This is a genomic window from Aquirufa sp. ROCK2-A2 (assembly GCF_054558485.1).
The window spans coordinates 393,422-411,362 of the sequence record NZ_JBPXKA010000002.1; the positions used below are offsets into that span (position 1 = coordinate 393,422).

Sequence of the window (17,941 nt, forward strand, 5' to 3'; positions counted from 1 at the left end):
TTCCTGGGCTTTTTTTTATACTTCATACAATTGAAAACTTACTTAGCAACAATCAAAGCTTTTTCATAAACATGATCAATGGTATTTACAATTAAAAAATATTTCCCTTCTCCAAGCTCACTTACATTGAATCCATACAGTCCATCTTCATTAATTTTACCACTTGCCATTAATCGACCATCAAATGCATACAATGAATAGGTAGCATTTTTTAGACTAGAAATCGACTGGATATTCACTAATTCATTGGGACGAGCTGGATTCGGGTAAATGGTTAAACCACCATCTTCTGGAATTTTATAAGTAAATTCATTGAGAGCCGAAACACAAGTCGGACCATTTGCGAATTTTTTAGACACGAAAATCCCATAACTCCCAGGTTCTTGCACGCGTAAATAAACTCCTTTTTCCGTTAAAGCCATTTTATTAAACGACCAATTGTATTCGGTATCAATGACTTTTAATCCCCCATATAAAAAGTAAGGGGAAGATTGACTGATGCTGGTAGGTGCTGGTGTAGCAAACAATTTGGTTTGCACGGCATTGGAATACTCGGATTTGCAGTTATTTCCATCGATTGTGGCGACGCTAAATATCCCGGCTTTGTTAACAACAATAGAAGGTCCTGTCTCACCTGATTTCCAAACAAATTTATTGGAGCCAAAGGTAGCAATCAGTTCAACCGAATTACCACTACAAATCAATGTATCTCCAACTGTTTTAATAATAGGTTTACTTGGATTTGGATTTACCTTCACATAAACCGTAGATGAAAATGGAGAAATGCATAGGTTTTTATCAATGGTTTTCAATTGAAAAGAACCTGATTTCTTAATCGTGATGGAATCGGATTTTTGTCCTGAACTCCATTCATATTTTCCAGCACCATTGACACCCATCAATTTAACTAAACCACCATCACAGAAAACCGTATCACTTAAGGCTTTGATAGAAGGACTGACAGGATTAGGCCAAACGGTCACATATATTTTACTGGATGGTTTGGAAAGGCAATTATTCGAATCAATGGTTGCAACATGAAAATTACCAGATTTCACAATAGTCAGTTTATCTAATTTCTCTCCATTTGACCAAAGGTAACTTTTCGCACCGTTAGAGGCTAGCAAATCAACTGATTTACCGTCACAAAATAATGTATCACTCAAGGCAGAAATTTCTGGAGTATTAGGTAATGGAAGGGCAGTAATTTTGAGTGAATCCGAAAATTCTGATTGACAATTAAATTCACCCACAGCAAGTACTTTAATGTAACCGGAATTTTTGACACTTATCTTTTGAGTTTTTTCTCCTGAATTCCATTCATATTTACCCAAACTATTGGTAGCTGTTAAATCTACCTTATCGCCTTCACAAAAAGTGGTAGATGAATTGGGGATAATGATGGGTTTGGCAGGTTTAGAAATTCGAGTCAAAACAATGGGATTAGAACTAGCGGTACAATTATTGGCATCTTTCACAAGAACCTGAAACGTACCCGATTTAGTCAATTTGATGGAGCTGGTCGTATCTCCTGAATTCCATTGGTAAGACAAATGATTACTTAACACAGATAAGTTGGATAAGCTTCCTTCGCAATAAGTAGAATCTTTGCTAAGACTCATTTTCAAAGGTTCATTAATGGTGAAATTCTGTAAAGTAAAACTGGGCACTTTAAATTTTAATCCGAATGAATCTTCTAATTCCAAGTTGTATTTCCCAGCACTTAAATTTTTGTATTCCTTTGTAGAACCTACTAGATTTTGATTTGCATCGTATAAATTAATTTTTTTATAAGGGGAATTAATCACAATATGGTTCGAATTATCAGTACCACATTGTTTTTCTAACATTGGAAGTTGGTTAGCGTAAGTAGGTTTTGAATCAGAGAAAAACTGATTTGTTAATTTATTGAACCACACATTGGCCACCTGATTAAAATAATTTCGAGAAAAATGGACGCAATAGGCTATTTCATCACTATTTCGAGGGATTTCAATGGAGTCTGTATTAGGCCCTTCGAACAATTGAGGTAAATTGGAATCTGTCAAAAATTCTAACTGCGCTTCTGCAATGCTATTTGTATAATTAACCTCGCATGTCCCATTTTCATACCTTGTGGCATAAAAAGCAGATTGAGCAATCACCCACGGAATATCTTCACCTATGTCTTTTCTAAAAATGGCAATGAGTTCTTTAAGGTAATCTTTATAAACACTTGGTAACATTCGTTGGAAAGAATCTGTTTCTCCATTGTGCCATAATACTGCACGAACGCCATTTTTTTTACCGTAAATTTCTGCTACTTTTTTTAAATTGTTGTAAGGGAAACCTGTTGGATAATATAAACCTGAAGCCCAAGGGTTTTCAGATCGCCCACCCCGCGCCGACTCAGTCCAATTACGAATGGAAGTACCTCCCCATGCTACATTGAAAAAACAAATGGGGACATTTAATTTCTGAGCGAGTGAATCTCCTAAATTCGCCCAATAATAACTAGTTCCACCAGTGGGTCCAATGATGGCACCTGAACTTAATTGTTTAAAAGCATTTTCTGGGTATTCAAGGCTATTTTGACTTATCGCTTGAAAATCATCTTTGGCTGGATTTACGGAACTGATCATATTACTGAAACTTGCCACATTGACACGGTCATCTAACGCAGCAACATCATCCTCAACCTTTCTAGTACCTTGGGCATTGGATTGCCCAGCAATGATAAAATTCTCACCGACTCCTACACGAGAAATGGTACTTGAATCCAAAGCCATTCCGTCCGCTAATGCTTTAATATGTAAGGTATACCAACCCCCTTTAGCTGTTATTTGGCCTTGGAAAATACCGCCCAAAGGATTTGCTTGCAAATCCGTCCAATCTACTGCCACACCTTGACCTTCTTGAACGGGTGTTAATTTATACAAGATGGTTTTAGCGGTAATTGGACAAGACCCTAATATCGAAAATTGGGCCTCATTGTTGTTATTTCTTTGAAAGATTTGTCGATTATATGGATAATTAATCGACAATTGCGAAAATACAATATTGGGCAGAAAAAGGAGTAAAAAAAGAAAAAATCTACGCATTTAAATGTCTAAATTATTTATCAGAATATAAAATTATCATTATTATTCTAATAATTAAACCATAATGCAAAAAAGGTCAAATCGAAAAACGATTTGACCTTTTAATTTCGAAAAATAAACTAATTATTCAGCTACTACTGAAAAAGAAATTTTATGTTTCACTTCCTTATGCAAATCTAAAGTAGCAGAGTAATCGCCCACCATTTTAACTTCAGAATCAATTGAAATTTTCTTACGATCTACATCGAATCCTTTTTCTTTTAATAAATCTGAAATTTGTAAGCTAGTTACACGACCAAAGATTTTACCACTATCACCCGTTTTAGCAGGGATAGTTAAAGCTAATTCACCAATAGAAGCAGCTAAGTCTAAGGCATCTTGACGAATCTTTTCAACTTTGTGAGCAGCTTGTTTGATATTTTCAGCTAATACTTTGCGATTGGACTGAGTTGCCATGATAGCAAATCCTTGTGGAATCAAATAATTACGACCATATCCTGGCTTAACAGCCACAACATCGTTTTTATATCCTAATCCAGCAATATCCGTTTTTAATATTATTTCCATTTTATGTTATAATCAAATGTTTATTGGATTAACCAGATCTATTTTAAGCCATCAGCTACATATGGCATTAAAGCCAAATGACGTGCTCTCTTGATTGCTTGTGATACTTTACGTTGAAATTTCAAAGAAGTACCAGTGATACGACGAGGCAAAATTTTACCTTGTTCGTTAACTAACTTTAATAAGTAGTCTGGATTCTTATAATCGATGTATTTGATACCAGATTTCTTAAATCGGCAATACTTCTTACGATTACTATTTTTATCTACAGGTTCGTTTACAAGTGTCATATTATGCTTCTGTTTTTTCTGGTTTTCTACCTACTAAACCTTTTCTTTTTTTCTCATTATAAGCAACTGCGTGCTTGTCTAATGAAGTCGATAAGAAACGAATTACACGCTCATCACGTTTGTATTCTAATTCTAACTTTGCTATCAAAGTAGGCTCCGCTAAAAATTCAAATATTTGATAGTATCCCGTGTGCTTGTTTTGAATTGGATAAGCTAACTTACGTAAGCCCCATGCATCTTCATGTACAATTTGTGCACCGTTATCTACCAACAGCTTTTTGAATTTTTCAACGGCGTCCTTCGTCTGTTGTTCAGACAAAACGGGAGTTAAAATGAACACCGTCTCATAGTTTTTTAATTCCATAAAAATTGTTGTTTGTAAAAAATAAAAAATTGGACTGCAAAAGTACAAATAAATACTTCTAAATCAAATTCTTATTAAAAATTTTGAATTAACGAACCTCAAAGGTTCCTAAGCCAATTAAAAAACCTTCCGAATAGAGCTCAATTTCATGTTTCCCTTCTCGATAGGCGTTAGGCCTTGCGTAAATAAATTCAACCGATTGGTGATTATTTTCGTAAAAAATTCTTTGTTTGGCGGTGTAGGCGATGTCCTTTCCTTTGAAAGTGAAAATACCAGAACCCAATGCATAATCCGACAAAGTATTACCCGTTGGCTCAATGATTCTTAAATAGATGGTTTTTATTTCCTTGGTAGCTAAACTGTTATCCTGCAAATGAAACATTACCCGAATTTTTTCAATCTTCCTCGCTTTTTGATTTTGAACTCCTACTTCTTTACCTCTAGAAGAAATAGCATAAACGTTCACTCCTTCTGCTCGTAACGCTGCTGCTACGCTCACCTTCTCAACCAACTCTTGATTTTTAACCTCCAAAATTCGAGAACGTTCACTCAACTCTTTTTGCTTTTCTCCAAATGTTACACTAGAATCCTTTAATGCTTTTTGAACATTCGTCAACCCGTCTTGTAACATTTTTGCTTCCCGACTCAAAGAATCATTACGAGCAATTAAATCAACATTTTCTTTCTTTAATCGCTTGATTTCTAAATCTTTTTGACCTAATAATCGCAAATAATAAGAAAGTTTTTTCTTAAAATCTTCTTCATTCATGGAAGGATTTTCCGCAAGTTCTTTCTGATCGCCTAAAATCTTTTGCTTAGCAATTTCCAACTCGTTTACCCTCCCACCTAATTTTTTGATTTCAACTAATTTTATATTCAATTGATTGGCAATAGAATCCAATTGATTGTTGGCATTGTCGACAAACTCATCTTTCGATTTAGGTAAAAAAGGAATATTTAAATCCCACTTTTCATTCGCCCACATTCCTGCAAATAAAATAACCAATATTGACAATAAAAGAACCAGACTGTTGGTCTTTTTGCTTTCAATGTTGTTTGATTCATTCTCCATAGTTTGTGCAAATAAATAATTGCTTGATTAATTTAATCGATTCAAAAATAATAAATTAATTTTGATTTCAAATTAATCTTTTGTCAAACTCACAAATGTCTATTTCCCAAAACATCCAATTCATTACCCATGAACTAAGTTCTAGTTCGGCAAAGTTAATTGCAGTAACCAAAACACGAAGCATTTCAGAATTGCAACAAACCTATGATGCTGGAATTTTGGATTTTGGTGAAAATCGAGTTCAAGAAATGGTCGAAAAACAGCCATTATTGCCCAATGACATCCGTTGGCATCAAATCGGACATTTACAAACCAATAAAGTCAAATACATAGCCCCTTTTGTGCATCTGATTCACTCCGTCGATTCATTCAAACTTTTGAAAGAAATCAATCTACAAGCGCAAAAAAATAATCGAATCATTCCGTGCTTATTTCAAATTTACATTGCCAAAGAAGAAAGTAAGTTTGGTTTAGATTCGGAAGAACTTAAGCAAATCATTCAAGATCCTCAATTTCTAGAACTTCAACACATCCGAATTGTAGGATTGATGGGAATGGCTAGTTTTACCGAATCTGTGGAACAAATTGAAAAAGAATTCTCCTATTTACAATCCATGTTCCAAGAATTCAAACATCAGCAAATAGGAATAGAATCTGGTTTAATTGAATGGACGGAACTTTCCATGGGTATGTCATCCGATTATCTTATTGCCGCCAAATTAGGCTCCACCTTGGTCCGTGTCGGATCGGCTATTTATGGGGCTAGAAGCTAATCCCGTACATAGCGGTGATAGACCAAAAACAAAAATTCCAAGCAAAAGAAAACAAAGGCTAACAACCAAAGTGTAATAGATGAATCAAAAAAATGAGCTCCTTGGGAGAATTCATTCCCAATATTCGACACATCTTTCACTTGAACATTGGGATTTTTTCCATAAAAATCTTTTAACTCAGCCGCCGTATAGGATTCAAGCCAACTTTCAGATTTGGGATAATTAAAAGCAACGATTCCGATTTTTTGTTTACCAACAAACACATCAAAAAATCCATTAATAACCCCTCCTGTTTCATTTGAACTTGGCAGGTTACATTCCCAATGATTTCCTACCCACCGCTGAATCGGAATAAGTTCTATTTGAGAATTTTTCAATTTCACAAGCTGCTTTTCAGCATTGGTAAAGATAAAATTAGGGGGAGCTAGAATTGAAAATTTAGGATCACTTACTTCAATACTCAAACGTCTAGGAGACGAATGCTGCAAAACAAGCTCCTGTAAAACGGGCAAAAATAAACCATGACTTTGAAAAGAATGATTCCTTCTTAAAATATTAGAAGAAAAAATAAATACTTGTGCTTTTTCAACCCTCCATGGATAAAGAAAAGAAGCACGATTCTCAAATTCAAGCAATGCATCTGGATGGCCATACATTTCCCAAACTAGATTGGATTTCCATAATTGCACCCGATGCCTCAAAGCACTTGAAAGCATAATTTTCTGAAAAAATTTCTTGGTAAAATCAGGCTGAGCGATGGCAAATTCTTTACCCGTTGGATTTAATCGTGCTTTCACACCCATTTGGTTCAAAAAAGAAATAGCTTGGGTAGTTGAATTGGACTCTGGTATGAACACACAAGAATTACCTAATTTGAATTGATTTTGGATGGATTGAAATTCTGTGGAAGTGAAATTCTCAATACCTTGGAAGATAAAAAATGCCTCTCCTTTGAACGATGATGCCAAAAATTCGGCTTTACTTATTGCTTTGAAATCAAAGGATGTTTCAGATTGAAAGACTTTTTTCAATAAAACAGATGATGCTTGATCTCCCACAAAAACTACTTTCTGTGCAGCACTAGTCCTTACAATGAAATGATATTTATTGTCAAAATTCACTTTGTCATCTATCATAAAATGGGCCTTAAATTCACCCATTGTCGGAAGAGAGGCTTGAAAACTTAATTCCTTTTCCCATTTATTCTCGAAGTTCCATGATTGATTATTGACCAAAAAACCGTTGAGGTAAAACCCAATTTGATGTTTTTTAGTAGACATTTGATTAAACGCTTGTTTTAATCTGATTTTGATGGTGAATTTTTCTTTGGGTTTAACAAATCCATCGCTGAGCCAAACACTGTCAATCACAACATTATCAAGGTTTTTTGAAAGTATAGGCCATAAATGAATTGGATGATTGGCGTCAAATTTCGGCAATGGTTTATTTTTAGGAAAATCGGACATCCAATGTAATGTCATCGGAGTGGATACCGAATTTCGAACAGAAACTTCATCAAAATGGTACAGAATGGATTCAGAGCTTTGATTCCGATGAGATGGTATATGTTGGGACCAATCATTTTTCAATTGATCCAAAGGGATTGTATGGTAATCAGTCGATTGAAAATTGTTCGTAAAAAAACGTAAATCATTGGCCGAATTGGGTATTTCTTTGCCTACATCAAGAAAGGATTTCCGATTTCCTAAAACAAAGGCAGGATGATTGTCCAGAAAAAGAACAGACTGTTTGGATGAAGAAATGGAAGGATAGAAAAAAGTATGCTTAGGTTTTGCGAATGCCAAAATCAAAGAAAGCAACAAAAGTATTCGCAGAAGAAGCAATAATAGTTTTTCCCAATTTCGTTTACCCTTGTCTTGACTTTGCAGCGCATCAAAGGCACGTAAATCAGAAAAATATCGCTTTACTTTTGATTTTTTTTCATAGAAATGAAGCCAAATGGGAACAGCAATTCCCAATAATGCCCATAAAGCGGCTGGATTTTCAAACAATGAATTCATCATGCCTAAAAATACAAAATCCCAACCTTTCGATTGGGATTTTGATCAATAATAGTTAAAAATTTTATCGGGTGATCGACATAATTTCAAATTCCAATTTTCCAGCTGGTGCTTGAATTTCTGCTAGGTCGCCTACTTTTTTGCCTAATAAACCTTTACCGAATGGAGAAGAAGATGAAATTTTACCCGCGCGTAAATCCGCTTCTTCTTCAGAGACAATCGTATAAGTGACCGATGCCCCCGATTTGGTGTTCTTTATTTGTACAATGGAATAAATGGAAACCTTGGATGTATCGATGGTTGATTCATCTAAAACACGAGCATTCGCTACAATTTGTTCCATTTTAGAAATTTTCAATTCCAATAAACCCTGGGCATCTTTTGCAGCATCATATTCAGCATTTTCACTTAAATCTCCTTTATCACGAGCTTCGGCAATTTGTTTGGCCATATCAGATCGACCTTGAATTTTCAAATGATGAAGTTCAGCCTTTAACTTATCCAACGCTTCTGCCGTGTAATATTGAAAATTTGCCATAATTGATTTGTTTACTCGATGAATTTATAGGGTTATAAAAAACAAAATAGAACGGCTTCCGACCGTTCTACTTATTTTATTTGTAGTTTTGTTTCGGATCCGGGACTATAGTAAATATCTTGTTTTTAGCACTATTTTGTTTTTTACAAGTGCAAAGGTAATCAAAAACCCAATATATTACCAAATAAAACATCTGACTCGGAGGAATTTCACTTTAAGAAAAAAGAATTATGCGTATCATATTTTTCGGAACTCCTGAATTTGCCGTTGCTAGTCTACAAGCTTTGGTTGAGGCCAATTTACAGGTAGTTGCGGTGGTAACAGCACCTGACAAACCAGCGGGTAGAGGCCAACAATTGCAATCATCCCCCGTTAAAATATATGCCGAGAGTCAAGGCTTGCCTGTTTTACAACCTGAAAAACTGAAAAATCCAGCATTTTTGGAGGAATTAAAATCCTATCAAGCCGATTTACAAATCATAGTAGCCTTCCGAATGTTACCTGAACAAGTTTGGAATATGCCTCCGTTGGGAAGTTTTAATTTACATGCATCTTTATTGCCCAACTACCGTGGAGCGGCGCCTATTCATTGGGCTATCATCAATGGTGAAACAGAGACAGGCGTTACTACTTTTTTCTTGCAACATGAAATCGATACGGGAGATTTATTATTTCAGGAAAAAGAATCGATTTCAGAATCAGATACTACTGGCGAATTGTATGAACGATTAATGATAAAAGGTGCTCATTTGGTCGTGAAAACAGTAAAGGCCATTGAAAAAAAGGAAACAAACCCAACACCACAAGAAGAATTATCGAATGCAAGAATCGCGCCTAAGTTACATCGAGAAACGGGTCAAATTCATTGGAACAAAACAGGAAAAGAAATTTACAATTTAATCCGAGGAATGAATCCATTTCCTGCTGCTCACACCGTTTTTCAGGGTAAAAATTGCAAAGTATTTCAAGTGACATTTCATGCCCAAAGCATTCCTAGTCTAGGAATAGGCATTTGGGATACAGACCAAAAATCCTTTCTACGAGTAGGTTGTGCAGATGGATATGTCAATATTTTGGAGTGGCAAATGGAGGGCAAAAAGCGTTTAAAAATAGAAGATTTCCTCAGAGGATATTCTTTTTCATTCTAAAGTCCATTTACCCAAAGAATAAACATAACCCGATTGTCCTTTTTGAACATACACCCAGTTTTCTTTCAAATTAGCAAAAACGACTGCTTGATTTTGGGATAAAAATTGCTTCAACAAATTCACTATTTCATCATCATTGGATGGCATTATGGCTTTGGAACAAGCACAATTCTGATTTAATCGAATATTGTTCAATTGCGTCAATAAGGCTTTGGTGTCTTCCACCAAATATTCTTTCCCTAAAGCCGATTGTTTCTGGAAAGTATTCTCATATTGACCTTCATATTTTTCAAATTCAAAACCCAAAATTGGATATTTAGCTACAAGGGAGGCGCTGTTTGGGAAGGCTTGAATATGTCCAGGATCCGGGAAACCCACAAAGTCGCCACCCCAAAATAAGCCCAATTCCTTTGCTGAAGCACCCATTCGATTATACGTATTCCCTCTCCTAACATATTTACGATGGCGGTAAATACCAACATCTGCTGCTAAACCAAAATTATGCAAGGATAACATAATTTTCGACTTGCCTTTTTTATGTAATTCAATTTGTTTAGCCAAACTTCGACTTTCAGACACAAATTTCAATCGATAGGGTTTTGGATGAAATTTATCCAATAAAGTGTCTTTTTTGATGGAAAAACTATCCAATTCTGATGAAAGCGTCTGTTTCCAAAATGAGGCAATTTCTGAATGTTGATGAATTAATCGTAAAGCGTATAATTCGACTTTATTCAACGAATCTAAAGATCTATGATCTTGACCAAATCGCTTGAATGTGGTGGTTCCATCCTTCGATTTCCAACCGAGGGTCAAACTTTGGTTCACCGCATAATCTGCTAATGTATCTTGTTGTTGATAAATCCACAACAAATCCTCCAAGGAAATAGAGTCGATATTGATTTGTTTGCACCGACGAATGGGTGAAACAGGATTATCTTTGGTCCAGATGAATCCACTCAAAAAAAGCAATAAGACAATTGGAATTAGAAATATGGAAAAACGCTTTTTCAAATCAATTTAGGGGTATGATTAATTGCTCGCCTCTTAAAGTGATATCTTGCTCTTTATGATTCACTTTCATGATGGATTGTTTTGAAACATGGTATTTTTCGGCAACTACCCGAAGTACATCACCCGGTCCTACGGTGTGGATAGCTTTTACTTTGACATTCAATTTAGTTACACCTACTTTTAAACCTGCTGGATCAACACCCGGATTCAAGGCTTTTAATTGATCGAATTTAAGACCAAATCGACTAGCGATACCCAAAAAAGTTTCTCCTTTTTCGACGGTATAGGCATGAGATTTACCTTCGGGAGTTTTTACTTTTTCCTCTGGTACAACTTCCGCTTCAGCTTCTTTTTTTTGCGCTTCCAAATCGGTTTTCAACTTTGCGACGGAATCAGCTTCATTACTTTCAATGACAGGATTTTCTTTTTGAACTTCTACGGCAATGGATGCTGCATCAGGCAATTCATCTTCAATGATTTCCTCATTCTTGATTTTATCCGCTTTGGTCAATTCGTTTTTGTTCGTTCCTAAAAAACTTTCATATCCAACAAATACCAATGTCAATACAATTACCCCCAAAACAATTAAAGTAATAATAGGTAATTTATGCGTCGACGACTCCTTGATAATAGGTGAATTATTTTTCATGATTATTGGATAGAAGATTTAGTTTTTTGACTCATTTCGCCTACTTTTTCAATCAGGTCCAATTTGTAATCCGATAATTTTTGAGCCAAAGAATCATCTGAAATAGCCAACATTTGAATGGCTAACAATCCCGCATTCTTAGAAGCATTTAAGGCTACCGTTGCCACAGGAACGCCATTCGGCATTTGCAAAATGGATAAAACAGAATCCCAACCATCTATGGAATTGGAAGATTTTACGGGAACTCCGATGACTGGCAAAATAGTTGCGGAAGCCACCATGCCAGGCAAGTGAGCTGCGCCACCAGCGCCTGCGATGATAACCTTTATTCCACGTGATTTTGCCTCTTGAGCATACGTTAACATTTTAACCGGCGTACGGTGAGCAGATACGATATCCACTTCATAAGCCACTCCAAAATCTTTGCAAATTTGAATGGCATCTTGCATTACTGGCAGATCAGAGCTGCTTCCCATGATAATTCCAACCATATTTTTCTATTTAACTAATCACTCGAATTAGATTTTTCACTTGATTTGCTTTTTCTTCTATATCCTCCCTGGACTCGCCCAAGATGGTAATATGACCCATTTTTCGGAAGGGTTTTGTTATTTTTTTGCCATACAAAAATGGATAGACACCTGGAATTTCCAAAATTTCGGCTAATCCATCATATTTAGCTTCCCCTTCAAAACCTTCCGCGCCTAATAAATTCAACATTCCAGAAAAGGCTACGGCTTTTGTTTCTCCCAAAGGTAAACCAGCAATGGCTCTTAAATGTTGTTCATATTGAGAACAAGCATTTGCTCGAATGGTTTGATGGCCGGAATTATGTGGTCTTGGAGCTACTTCATTGATCAGAATTTCACCACTTTTGGTCAAGAACATTTCAACCGCTAAAACACCTACTAATTCCATTTTCTGGATTAATTCAACCGCGATTTGTTCCGCTTGTTTTTCAATTTCAAGGGATATATCTGCTGGTGAAACCAAGAATTCAACCAAATTTTGAACAGGATGAAAAACCATTTCAACAGCTGGAAAAGCTTTCACATCTCCTTGTGGATTCCTGGCCACAATGACCGCCAATTCTTTATCGAAATCAATGGCCTTTTCCAATAAACCTGGTGCATCAAAACCTTTTTCAACATCTTGTACATTCGAAATTAATTGAACTCCTTTTCCATCATAGCCCCCTTTACCCAATTTATGAAATGCCGGTAAAAAATCGGTATGATTCAAAAGATCCGCTTGATTCTCTGTTAATCGAAAATCGGCAGTAGGGAATCCATGCTCTTTAAAAAATGCCTTTTGAGTTCTTTTATCCTGAATCATTCTCAAAAGATGCGGCTGTGGATACACTAATTTACCCTCATCTTGCAACTTTTCCAGGGCATCAATATTCACGTGTTCAATTTCTATGCTAATTAAATCTTTGTTGCGACCAAATTGATAGACGGTATCGAAATCTTGAAATGAACCATGAACAAAGTTGGCTGCTAATGTATGACATGGCGCATTTACATCAGGATCTAGACAATCGATTTGAAAATCTAGGTCAATGGCTGCTTGAAGTAACATCCGACCTAACTGACCTCCACCTAATAATCCAATTTTGGGCAAAACTTTGTACATAAATTCTTTTAGATTGGGTAAAATTACGGCTTTTGTTTTACCTTTGGAAATTATTTGAACAACCTCATTATAATTCTTTAGGAATTATATCCATCATAATGACAAAAAAAACAGGAATACTTGTAGCATTTTTAGGATTAGCTATTGCTAGTCGATTTATTATTTTGGCAGGACCATCTTGGGCAAATTTCTCTCCAATCGCTTCCATGGCACTTTTTGCTGGATATTATTTCCCAAAACGAAGCCAAGGAATCTTGTTCACCATCCTTGCGGTTTGGATTTCCAATATCCTTTTAAACAACCTTCTTTATCCTTCATTTTATGAAGGTTTTTCTTGGGGTTTCGATCAAGTGCATTTTGCATTATTTGCATTAATTGCTGTTTTAGGGCATCAATTTTCGAATCAACCGATCAACGGGAAGACTTTTTTAGGAATGAATCTTTTAACCGTTTTGGGATTCTTTTTAATTTCCAATTTCGCTGCTTGGTTATCCAGTGAAGTTACTTACAGCAAAGATTTCAATGGATTAATCGCTTGTTATACAGCAGGTATCCCTTTTATCAAAAATAGTTTACTAAGCCAGTTTGCTTTCTCCATCCTATTTTTTGGAGGATTTGAAGCAATTCATGTAAAAGTGTTAGCTAAATAATTTTTACGCTTGATCGGAAGCTAAGATTAAATCAATGTGCTTCCAAAAACTTGGATACGATTTATTCACGACCGAATGATCATGAATAAGTATTTCATGTAGCAAGGCTACCGGAGCAAATGCCATAGCCATACGGTGGTCATCATACGTTTCAATTTCGGGAATGCTTGAGACACTAGCAAAATCTGGGCTTAACAAATATTGCGTTTTTGCTACCACTTCCGATAAGTTAGCACCTAGTTTGATTAATTCGTTTTGCAAAGCCAAAACACGATCAGTTTCCTTCACTTTCAAGGATTCAATACCTGTCAAAGTTAAACTTACATTTTTTACGGCAGCTACTACGCAAATGGTTTGCGCTAAATCTGGACAATCCGTGAAATCCCAAGCCAATGAATTTTGGGAATCACATTTCGTTAACAAATATCCTCTACCCGTAAATGTACTTTTTACACCCAAAGGCAACATGATGTCTTTGATGGCAGAATCTCCTTGAAGAGAATTTTCTTTCAATCCCAATAATTCTAATTGTGCATCTTCATAAGGAGACAACGCAACCATAGAATACCAATAACTAGCACCAGACCAATCTGACTCTACTGCGAAAGGAATATTTTGATAGGATTGAGCAGGAATATCAATGGTACCGGTTTCCCAATTTACATGCGATTGAATCCCAAAATGCTTCATTTGAGCCAATGTCATTTCCACATAAGGCTTTGAACCTAAAGAACCCGTAATGGTTAATTCCAAACCTTCTGGTAAAATAGGTGCTAGCATGATCAATGCTGAAATAAATTGAGAACTTACATCCCCACGAATGGCAAGCTTACGATTTCCTGAGTAAACAAATCCTTGCAGATTCAAGGGAGGATAACCTTCTACTTTTTCATAAGCAATATTGGCCCCCAATTCCTTTAAGGCCTCCACTAAAATCCCAATGGGTCTTTCGCACATTCTTGGAGTACCCGTCATTTGCTTGACTTGTCCAGTCAAGGCATAATAGGCGGTCAGAAATCTCATGGTAGTTCCAGCATCAAGTACATCTGCCACAGGGCCATTTTCCGTCAATAAACGAATCATGGTTTGTGTATCCCTGGCTTCCGCCAAATTGGATAATTGATTTAAAGAGCCTTTTACCAAGGCATTTAAAATCAACGCTCGATTGCTTTCTGATTTAGAAGCAGGAAGGGGTATAATTTCTTGAAAAGTACTTGATCTAGGATATAGGCGAATTTGACTCAAAATGAAATAAGCGATTAACGCAATTTTAGTGTAACAAGCGAAAGAACAGCCAAAATAATACCCACAATTAAAAAGCGAGTAACAATTTTTGCTTCATGATAATTTTTCTTTTGAAAATGGTGATGAAGAGGCGACATGAGAAAAATTCTTCGACCTTCACCATATTTCTTTTTAGTATATTTAAAATAGGCGACTTGAATAATGACCGAAAGATTTTCAATTAAAAAAATGCCGCACAATACAGGAATTAACATCTCCTTTCGAATAACAATTGCTAAAGTAGCGATTACTCCACCCAACATTAAACTTCCCGTATCTCCCATAAAAACCTGTGCAGGATAGGTATTGTACCAAAGAAATCCGATACAAGCCCCCACAAAGGCCGCACAAAATATGGCCAACTCCCCTGAATTAGGAATAAACATCACATTTAAATATTGTGAAAAAACTTTGTTTCCAGAAACGTAAGCCAGCACAGCTAAGGTTAAACCGATAATAACGGAAGTACCTGCTGCGAGGCCGTCCAATCCATCTGTGATATTTGCACCATTGGAAACAGCTGTGATAATGAAAATCACGACTAAAACATACACGATCCACACATATTGGTCAGGAACAAAATCTGGCAGCAACATATTGTAATCGAATTGATTATTCTTCAAAAATGGCACCGTAGTCATTAATGACTTTGTATCGGTATATTTTTGAATTTGAGATCCATCTGCTAAAGTTTGAATTTTATCATAAATACGAACTTTCGTATAATCATTGAAATACATGGTTAAACCTACAATGATACCCAAACCTATCTGGCCTATAATTTTGAATCGTCCCGAAAGGCCTTCTTTATTTTTCTTAAAGACTTTGATATAGTCATCTGCAAAACCAACCGCTCCTAACCATACGGCGGAAATCAACAAAAGGACGATATAGACATTGGTAATTTTAGCAAAAAGAACAGTTGGAATAATTAAGGAAAGTAAAATGATAAAACCACCCATGGTTGGAGTTCCTTTTTTTGCCATTTGACCTTCTAAACCTAAATCACGAATTTCTTCACCAATTTGAAGACGTTGCAAACGGTAAATAACTGCCTTTCCCCAAATAGCAGCGATACCCAAAGATGTAATCACAGCAGCGAATGCTCTAAAAGTGATATACTGAAATACTCCAGCACCAGGAACATTCAAATTTTTATCTAAATAATCGAACAGATAATATAGCATAAGAGCTGTGGAAATTTATTCTAATTAAAATAAGGGACAAAATTGCAAAAAAAACTTAAAATAACAAGGAAAGAATTACGGTGAATCCCAGGACTTTTGGCTTAATTTAATGATTAAGTGCAACCTAGAAGCGAAGCAAGAATAATTCAGTCAAGAAACCTATTACCTATTACCTTTTACCTATTACCTTTTACCTATTACCTTTTACCTATTACCTAAAAAGCTTCCATCACCACCTCTTTGTCATCAAAATGATGCTTCACTCCTTGGATATCTTGATAATTTTCATGCCCTTTTCCGGCGATTAAAACAATATCGCCAGCATGAGCGATGGACTGAATTGCGGCAAAAATAGCTTCTTTACGATCAATAATGCGTTTCACCCTTAAGGTATCCTTTGCCTCAATTCCGACTTGCATTTGATCCAAAATAAGTTCAGGATCTTCAAACCTTGGATTATCAGAAGTTAGAATGACAAAATCGCTGTAATCTGCTGCCAAAGAAGCCATGATAGGTCTTTTACCCGTATCACGATTCCCTCCGCAACCAACGACTGTAATTATTTTTTGTTCTTTGTTTCGAATGGCCTGAATGGTTTTTAACACATTCTCTAAAGCATCTGGTGTATGAGCATAATCGACAATGGCCATTTTTCCATTAGGTCCTTGCATTTGTTCAAATCGGCCAGGCGCTGTTTTCAATGCTGACAATTGAATCAAGACTTCTTCTTTTTCTTCACCCAATAAAATGGCGGTACTGTATATGGCCAATAAATTATATGCATTAAACATACCAATTAATTGGGCATGAATGGCTTGACCATCCAATGCTAATTGTAAGCCAGCCATGCTATTGGAAATGATTTTGGCTTTGTAATCAGCGCTATTCAATAAACCATAGGTGTATTTTTTCGCTTTGGTATTTTGCAACATCACCATTCCTCTTTTGTCATCTACATTGGTTAAAGCAAATGCATCAAGAGTCAGCGCATCAAAAAATCCTTTTTTCGCCTTGATATACTCATCAAAAGTTTCATGAAAATCCAGATGATCTCGGGTGATGTTGGAAAAAATAGCCCCTCTAAATTTCAATGCATGAATCCTTTTTTGAACGACTGCATGCGAACTCACCTCCATAAACACATAGGTGCATCCAGCTAAAAGCATTTCATTCAACAAAGCATTGAGCGACAAAGCATCTGGAGTGGTATGGGTAGAAGGAATTACCTTATCTTGAATTTTATTTTGAACGGTAGAAATCAATCCACAACGATGGCCTAAATTTTTAAATAATTCAAACAGAAGCGTTACGGATGTTGTTTTCCCATTGGTTCCGGTGATGCCAATTAAATTCAGTTTAGTCGATGGTTGTCCATAAAATAGATTTGCCGCTTCCGCTAAAGCTTCATTCGAATCCTTGACTACCATGCAAGTCACATTCGCGGGTAAATTGTCAGGCAAAGTTTGTACTACACATGCTGTACAACCTTGTTCAAAGACTTTCTCTAAAAAAGCATGTCCATCTACTTGAGTACCTGGAATTGCAAAAAATAAGGCCCCAGGAGTTGCTTTTCTAGAATCGAAACAAAGAAAATCAATCGACTGATCTGAACCATGAATGGACGATTGAATTTTTGCTGGAATTAAAGAAAATAATGACTGAGGCATAC

At 36.1% G+C, this 17,941-nt stretch carries 17 protein-coding genes; 3 read left to right on the top strand and 14 right to left on the bottom strand.

Annotation, left to right across the window (positions count from 1 at the left end):
* Window positions 1-38 precede the first annotated feature (38 nt).
* The 5 genes from V7S76_RS04785 to V7S76_RS04805 all read right to left on the bottom strand — a co-directional run bounded on the left by V7S76_RS04785 (window position 39) and on the right by V7S76_RS04805 (window position 5,373).
* A complete protein-coding gene (locus V7S76_RS04785) occupies window positions 39-3,080 on the bottom strand; it encodes a sialate O-acetylesterase (protein ID WP_459508915.1) in 3,042 nt (1,013 codons plus the stop codon).
* Window positions 3,081-3,203: 123 nt separating this feature from the next.
* Window positions 3,204-3,647: a 50S ribosomal protein L9 gene (gene rplI, locus V7S76_RS04790; protein ID WP_459508916.1), complete on the bottom strand. Its 444-nt coding sequence runs from the start codon at window positions 3,645-3,647 to the stop codon at window positions 3,204-3,206.
* 38 nt (window positions 3,648-3,685) lie between these two features.
* A complete protein-coding gene (gene rpsR, locus V7S76_RS04795) occupies window positions 3,686-3,937 on the bottom strand; it encodes a 30S ribosomal protein S18 (protein ID WP_459508917.1) in 252 nt (83 codons plus the stop codon).
* Window position 3,938: 1 nt separating this feature from the next.
* A complete protein-coding gene (gene rpsF / locus V7S76_RS04800) occupies window positions 3,939-4,301 on the bottom strand; it encodes a 30S ribosomal protein S6 (protein ID WP_459508918.1) in 363 nt (120 codons plus the stop codon).
* An 88-nt stretch (window positions 4,302-4,389) separates the two neighbouring features.
* Window positions 4,390-5,373, bottom strand: coding sequence for a coiled-coil domain-containing protein (locus V7S76_RS04805; protein ID WP_459508919.1), 984 nt, complete (start codon window positions 5,371-5,373; stop codon window positions 4,390-4,392).
* Between the two features lie 80 nt (window positions 5,374-5,453).
* On the opposite strand from V7S76_RS04805, the gene V7S76_RS04810 reads away from it, so the two are divergent.
* Window positions 5,454-6,146 (top strand): YggS family pyridoxal phosphate-dependent enzyme, encoded by a 693-nt coding sequence (locus tag V7S76_RS04810; RefSeq protein WP_459508920.1) that lies wholly within the window; start codon window positions 5,454-5,456, stop codon window positions 6,144-6,146.
* On the opposite strand, the gene V7S76_RS04815 is transcribed toward V7S76_RS04810, so the two are convergent.
* Window positions 6,143-8,170 carry a BatA domain-containing protein gene (locus V7S76_RS04815; RefSeq protein WP_459508921.1) on the bottom strand — a complete coding sequence of 676 codons (2,028 nt, stop codon included), beginning with the start codon at window positions 8,168-8,170 and terminating at the stop codon, window positions 6,143-6,145. The genes V7S76_RS04810 and V7S76_RS04815 overlap by 4 nt on opposite strands.
* 61 nt (window positions 8,171-8,231) lie before the next feature.
* Complete coding sequence (gene greA, locus V7S76_RS04820; RefSeq protein ID WP_459508922.1) at window positions 8,232-8,705, bottom strand: transcription elongation factor GreA; 474 nt, start codon at window positions 8,703-8,705, stop codon at window positions 8,232-8,234.
* Window positions 8,706-8,935: 230 nt separating this feature from the next.
* Here greA and fmt point away from each other — a divergent pair, with 230 nt between their 5' ends.
* Window positions 8,936-9,853, top strand: coding sequence for a methionyl-tRNA formyltransferase (fmt, locus tag V7S76_RS04825; RefSeq protein WP_459508923.1), 918 nt, complete (start codon window positions 8,936-8,938; stop codon window positions 9,851-9,853).
* On the opposite strand, the gene V7S76_RS04830 is transcribed toward fmt, so the two are convergent.
* Genes V7S76_RS04830 through V7S76_RS04845 form a run of 4 tightly spaced genes read right to left on the bottom strand, consistent with a single transcriptional unit; the run spans window position 9,845 to window position 13,151 of the window.
* Window positions 9,845-10,867: a M15 family metallopeptidase gene (locus tag V7S76_RS04830; protein WP_459508924.1), complete on the bottom strand. Its 1,023-nt coding sequence runs from the start codon at window positions 10,865-10,867 to the stop codon at window positions 9,845-9,847. The two genes, fmt and V7S76_RS04830, sit on opposite strands and share 9 nt — an antisense overlap.
* A gap of 1 nt (window position 10,868) precedes the next feature.
* Entirely contained in the window at window positions 10,869-11,516 is a 648-nt protein-coding gene (locus V7S76_RS04835; protein WP_459508925.1) for a LysM peptidoglycan-binding domain-containing protein, read from the bottom strand.
* 2 nt (window positions 11,517-11,518) lie between these two features.
* A complete protein-coding gene (gene purE / locus V7S76_RS04840) occupies window positions 11,519-12,007 on the bottom strand; it encodes a 5-(carboxyamino)imidazole ribonucleotide mutase (RefSeq protein WP_459508926.1) in 489 nt (162 codons plus the stop codon).
* 10 nt (window positions 12,008-12,017) lie between these two features.
* On the bottom strand, window positions 12,018-13,151 hold the full coding sequence (locus tag V7S76_RS04845) for a 5-(carboxyamino)imidazole ribonucleotide synthase (RefSeq protein ID WP_459508927.1): 1,134 nt from the start codon (window positions 13,149-13,151) through the stop codon (window positions 12,018-12,020).
* Window positions 13,152-13,249: 98 nt separating this feature from the next.
* Between V7S76_RS04845 and V7S76_RS04850 the strand changes: the two genes are divergently transcribed.
* A complete protein-coding gene (locus V7S76_RS04850; RefSeq protein ID WP_459508928.1) occupies window positions 13,250-13,801 on the top strand; it encodes a DUF6580 family putative transport protein in 552 nt (183 codons plus the stop codon).
* A 3-nt stretch (window positions 13,802-13,804) separates the two neighbouring features.
* Here the strand turns inward: V7S76_RS04850 and V7S76_RS04855 are convergent, their stop codons facing one another.
* From V7S76_RS04855 to V7S76_RS04865, 3 genes are all read right to left on the bottom strand, one after another.
* The gene (locus V7S76_RS04855) at window positions 13,805-15,046 is read right to left on the bottom strand and encodes a 3-phosphoshikimate 1-carboxyvinyltransferase (protein ID WP_459508929.1); all 1,242 of its coding nucleotides are present in this window, start codon (window positions 15,044-15,046) and stop codon (window positions 13,805-13,807) included.
* 14 nt (window positions 15,047-15,060) lie between these two features.
* Complete coding sequence (mraY, locus tag V7S76_RS04860) at window positions 15,061-16,272, bottom strand: phospho-N-acetylmuramoyl-pentapeptide-transferase (RefSeq protein WP_459508930.1); 1,212 nt, start codon at window positions 16,270-16,272, stop codon at window positions 15,061-15,063.
* A gap of 215 nt (window positions 16,273-16,487) precedes the next feature.
* Window positions 16,488-17,939 (bottom strand): UDP-N-acetylmuramoyl-L-alanyl-D-glutamate--2,6-diaminopimelate ligase, encoded by a 1,452-nt coding sequence (locus tag V7S76_RS04865; protein ID WP_459508931.1) that lies wholly within the window; start codon window positions 17,937-17,939, stop codon window positions 16,488-16,490.
* Between the last annotated feature and the right edge of the window lie 2 nt (window positions 17,940-17,941).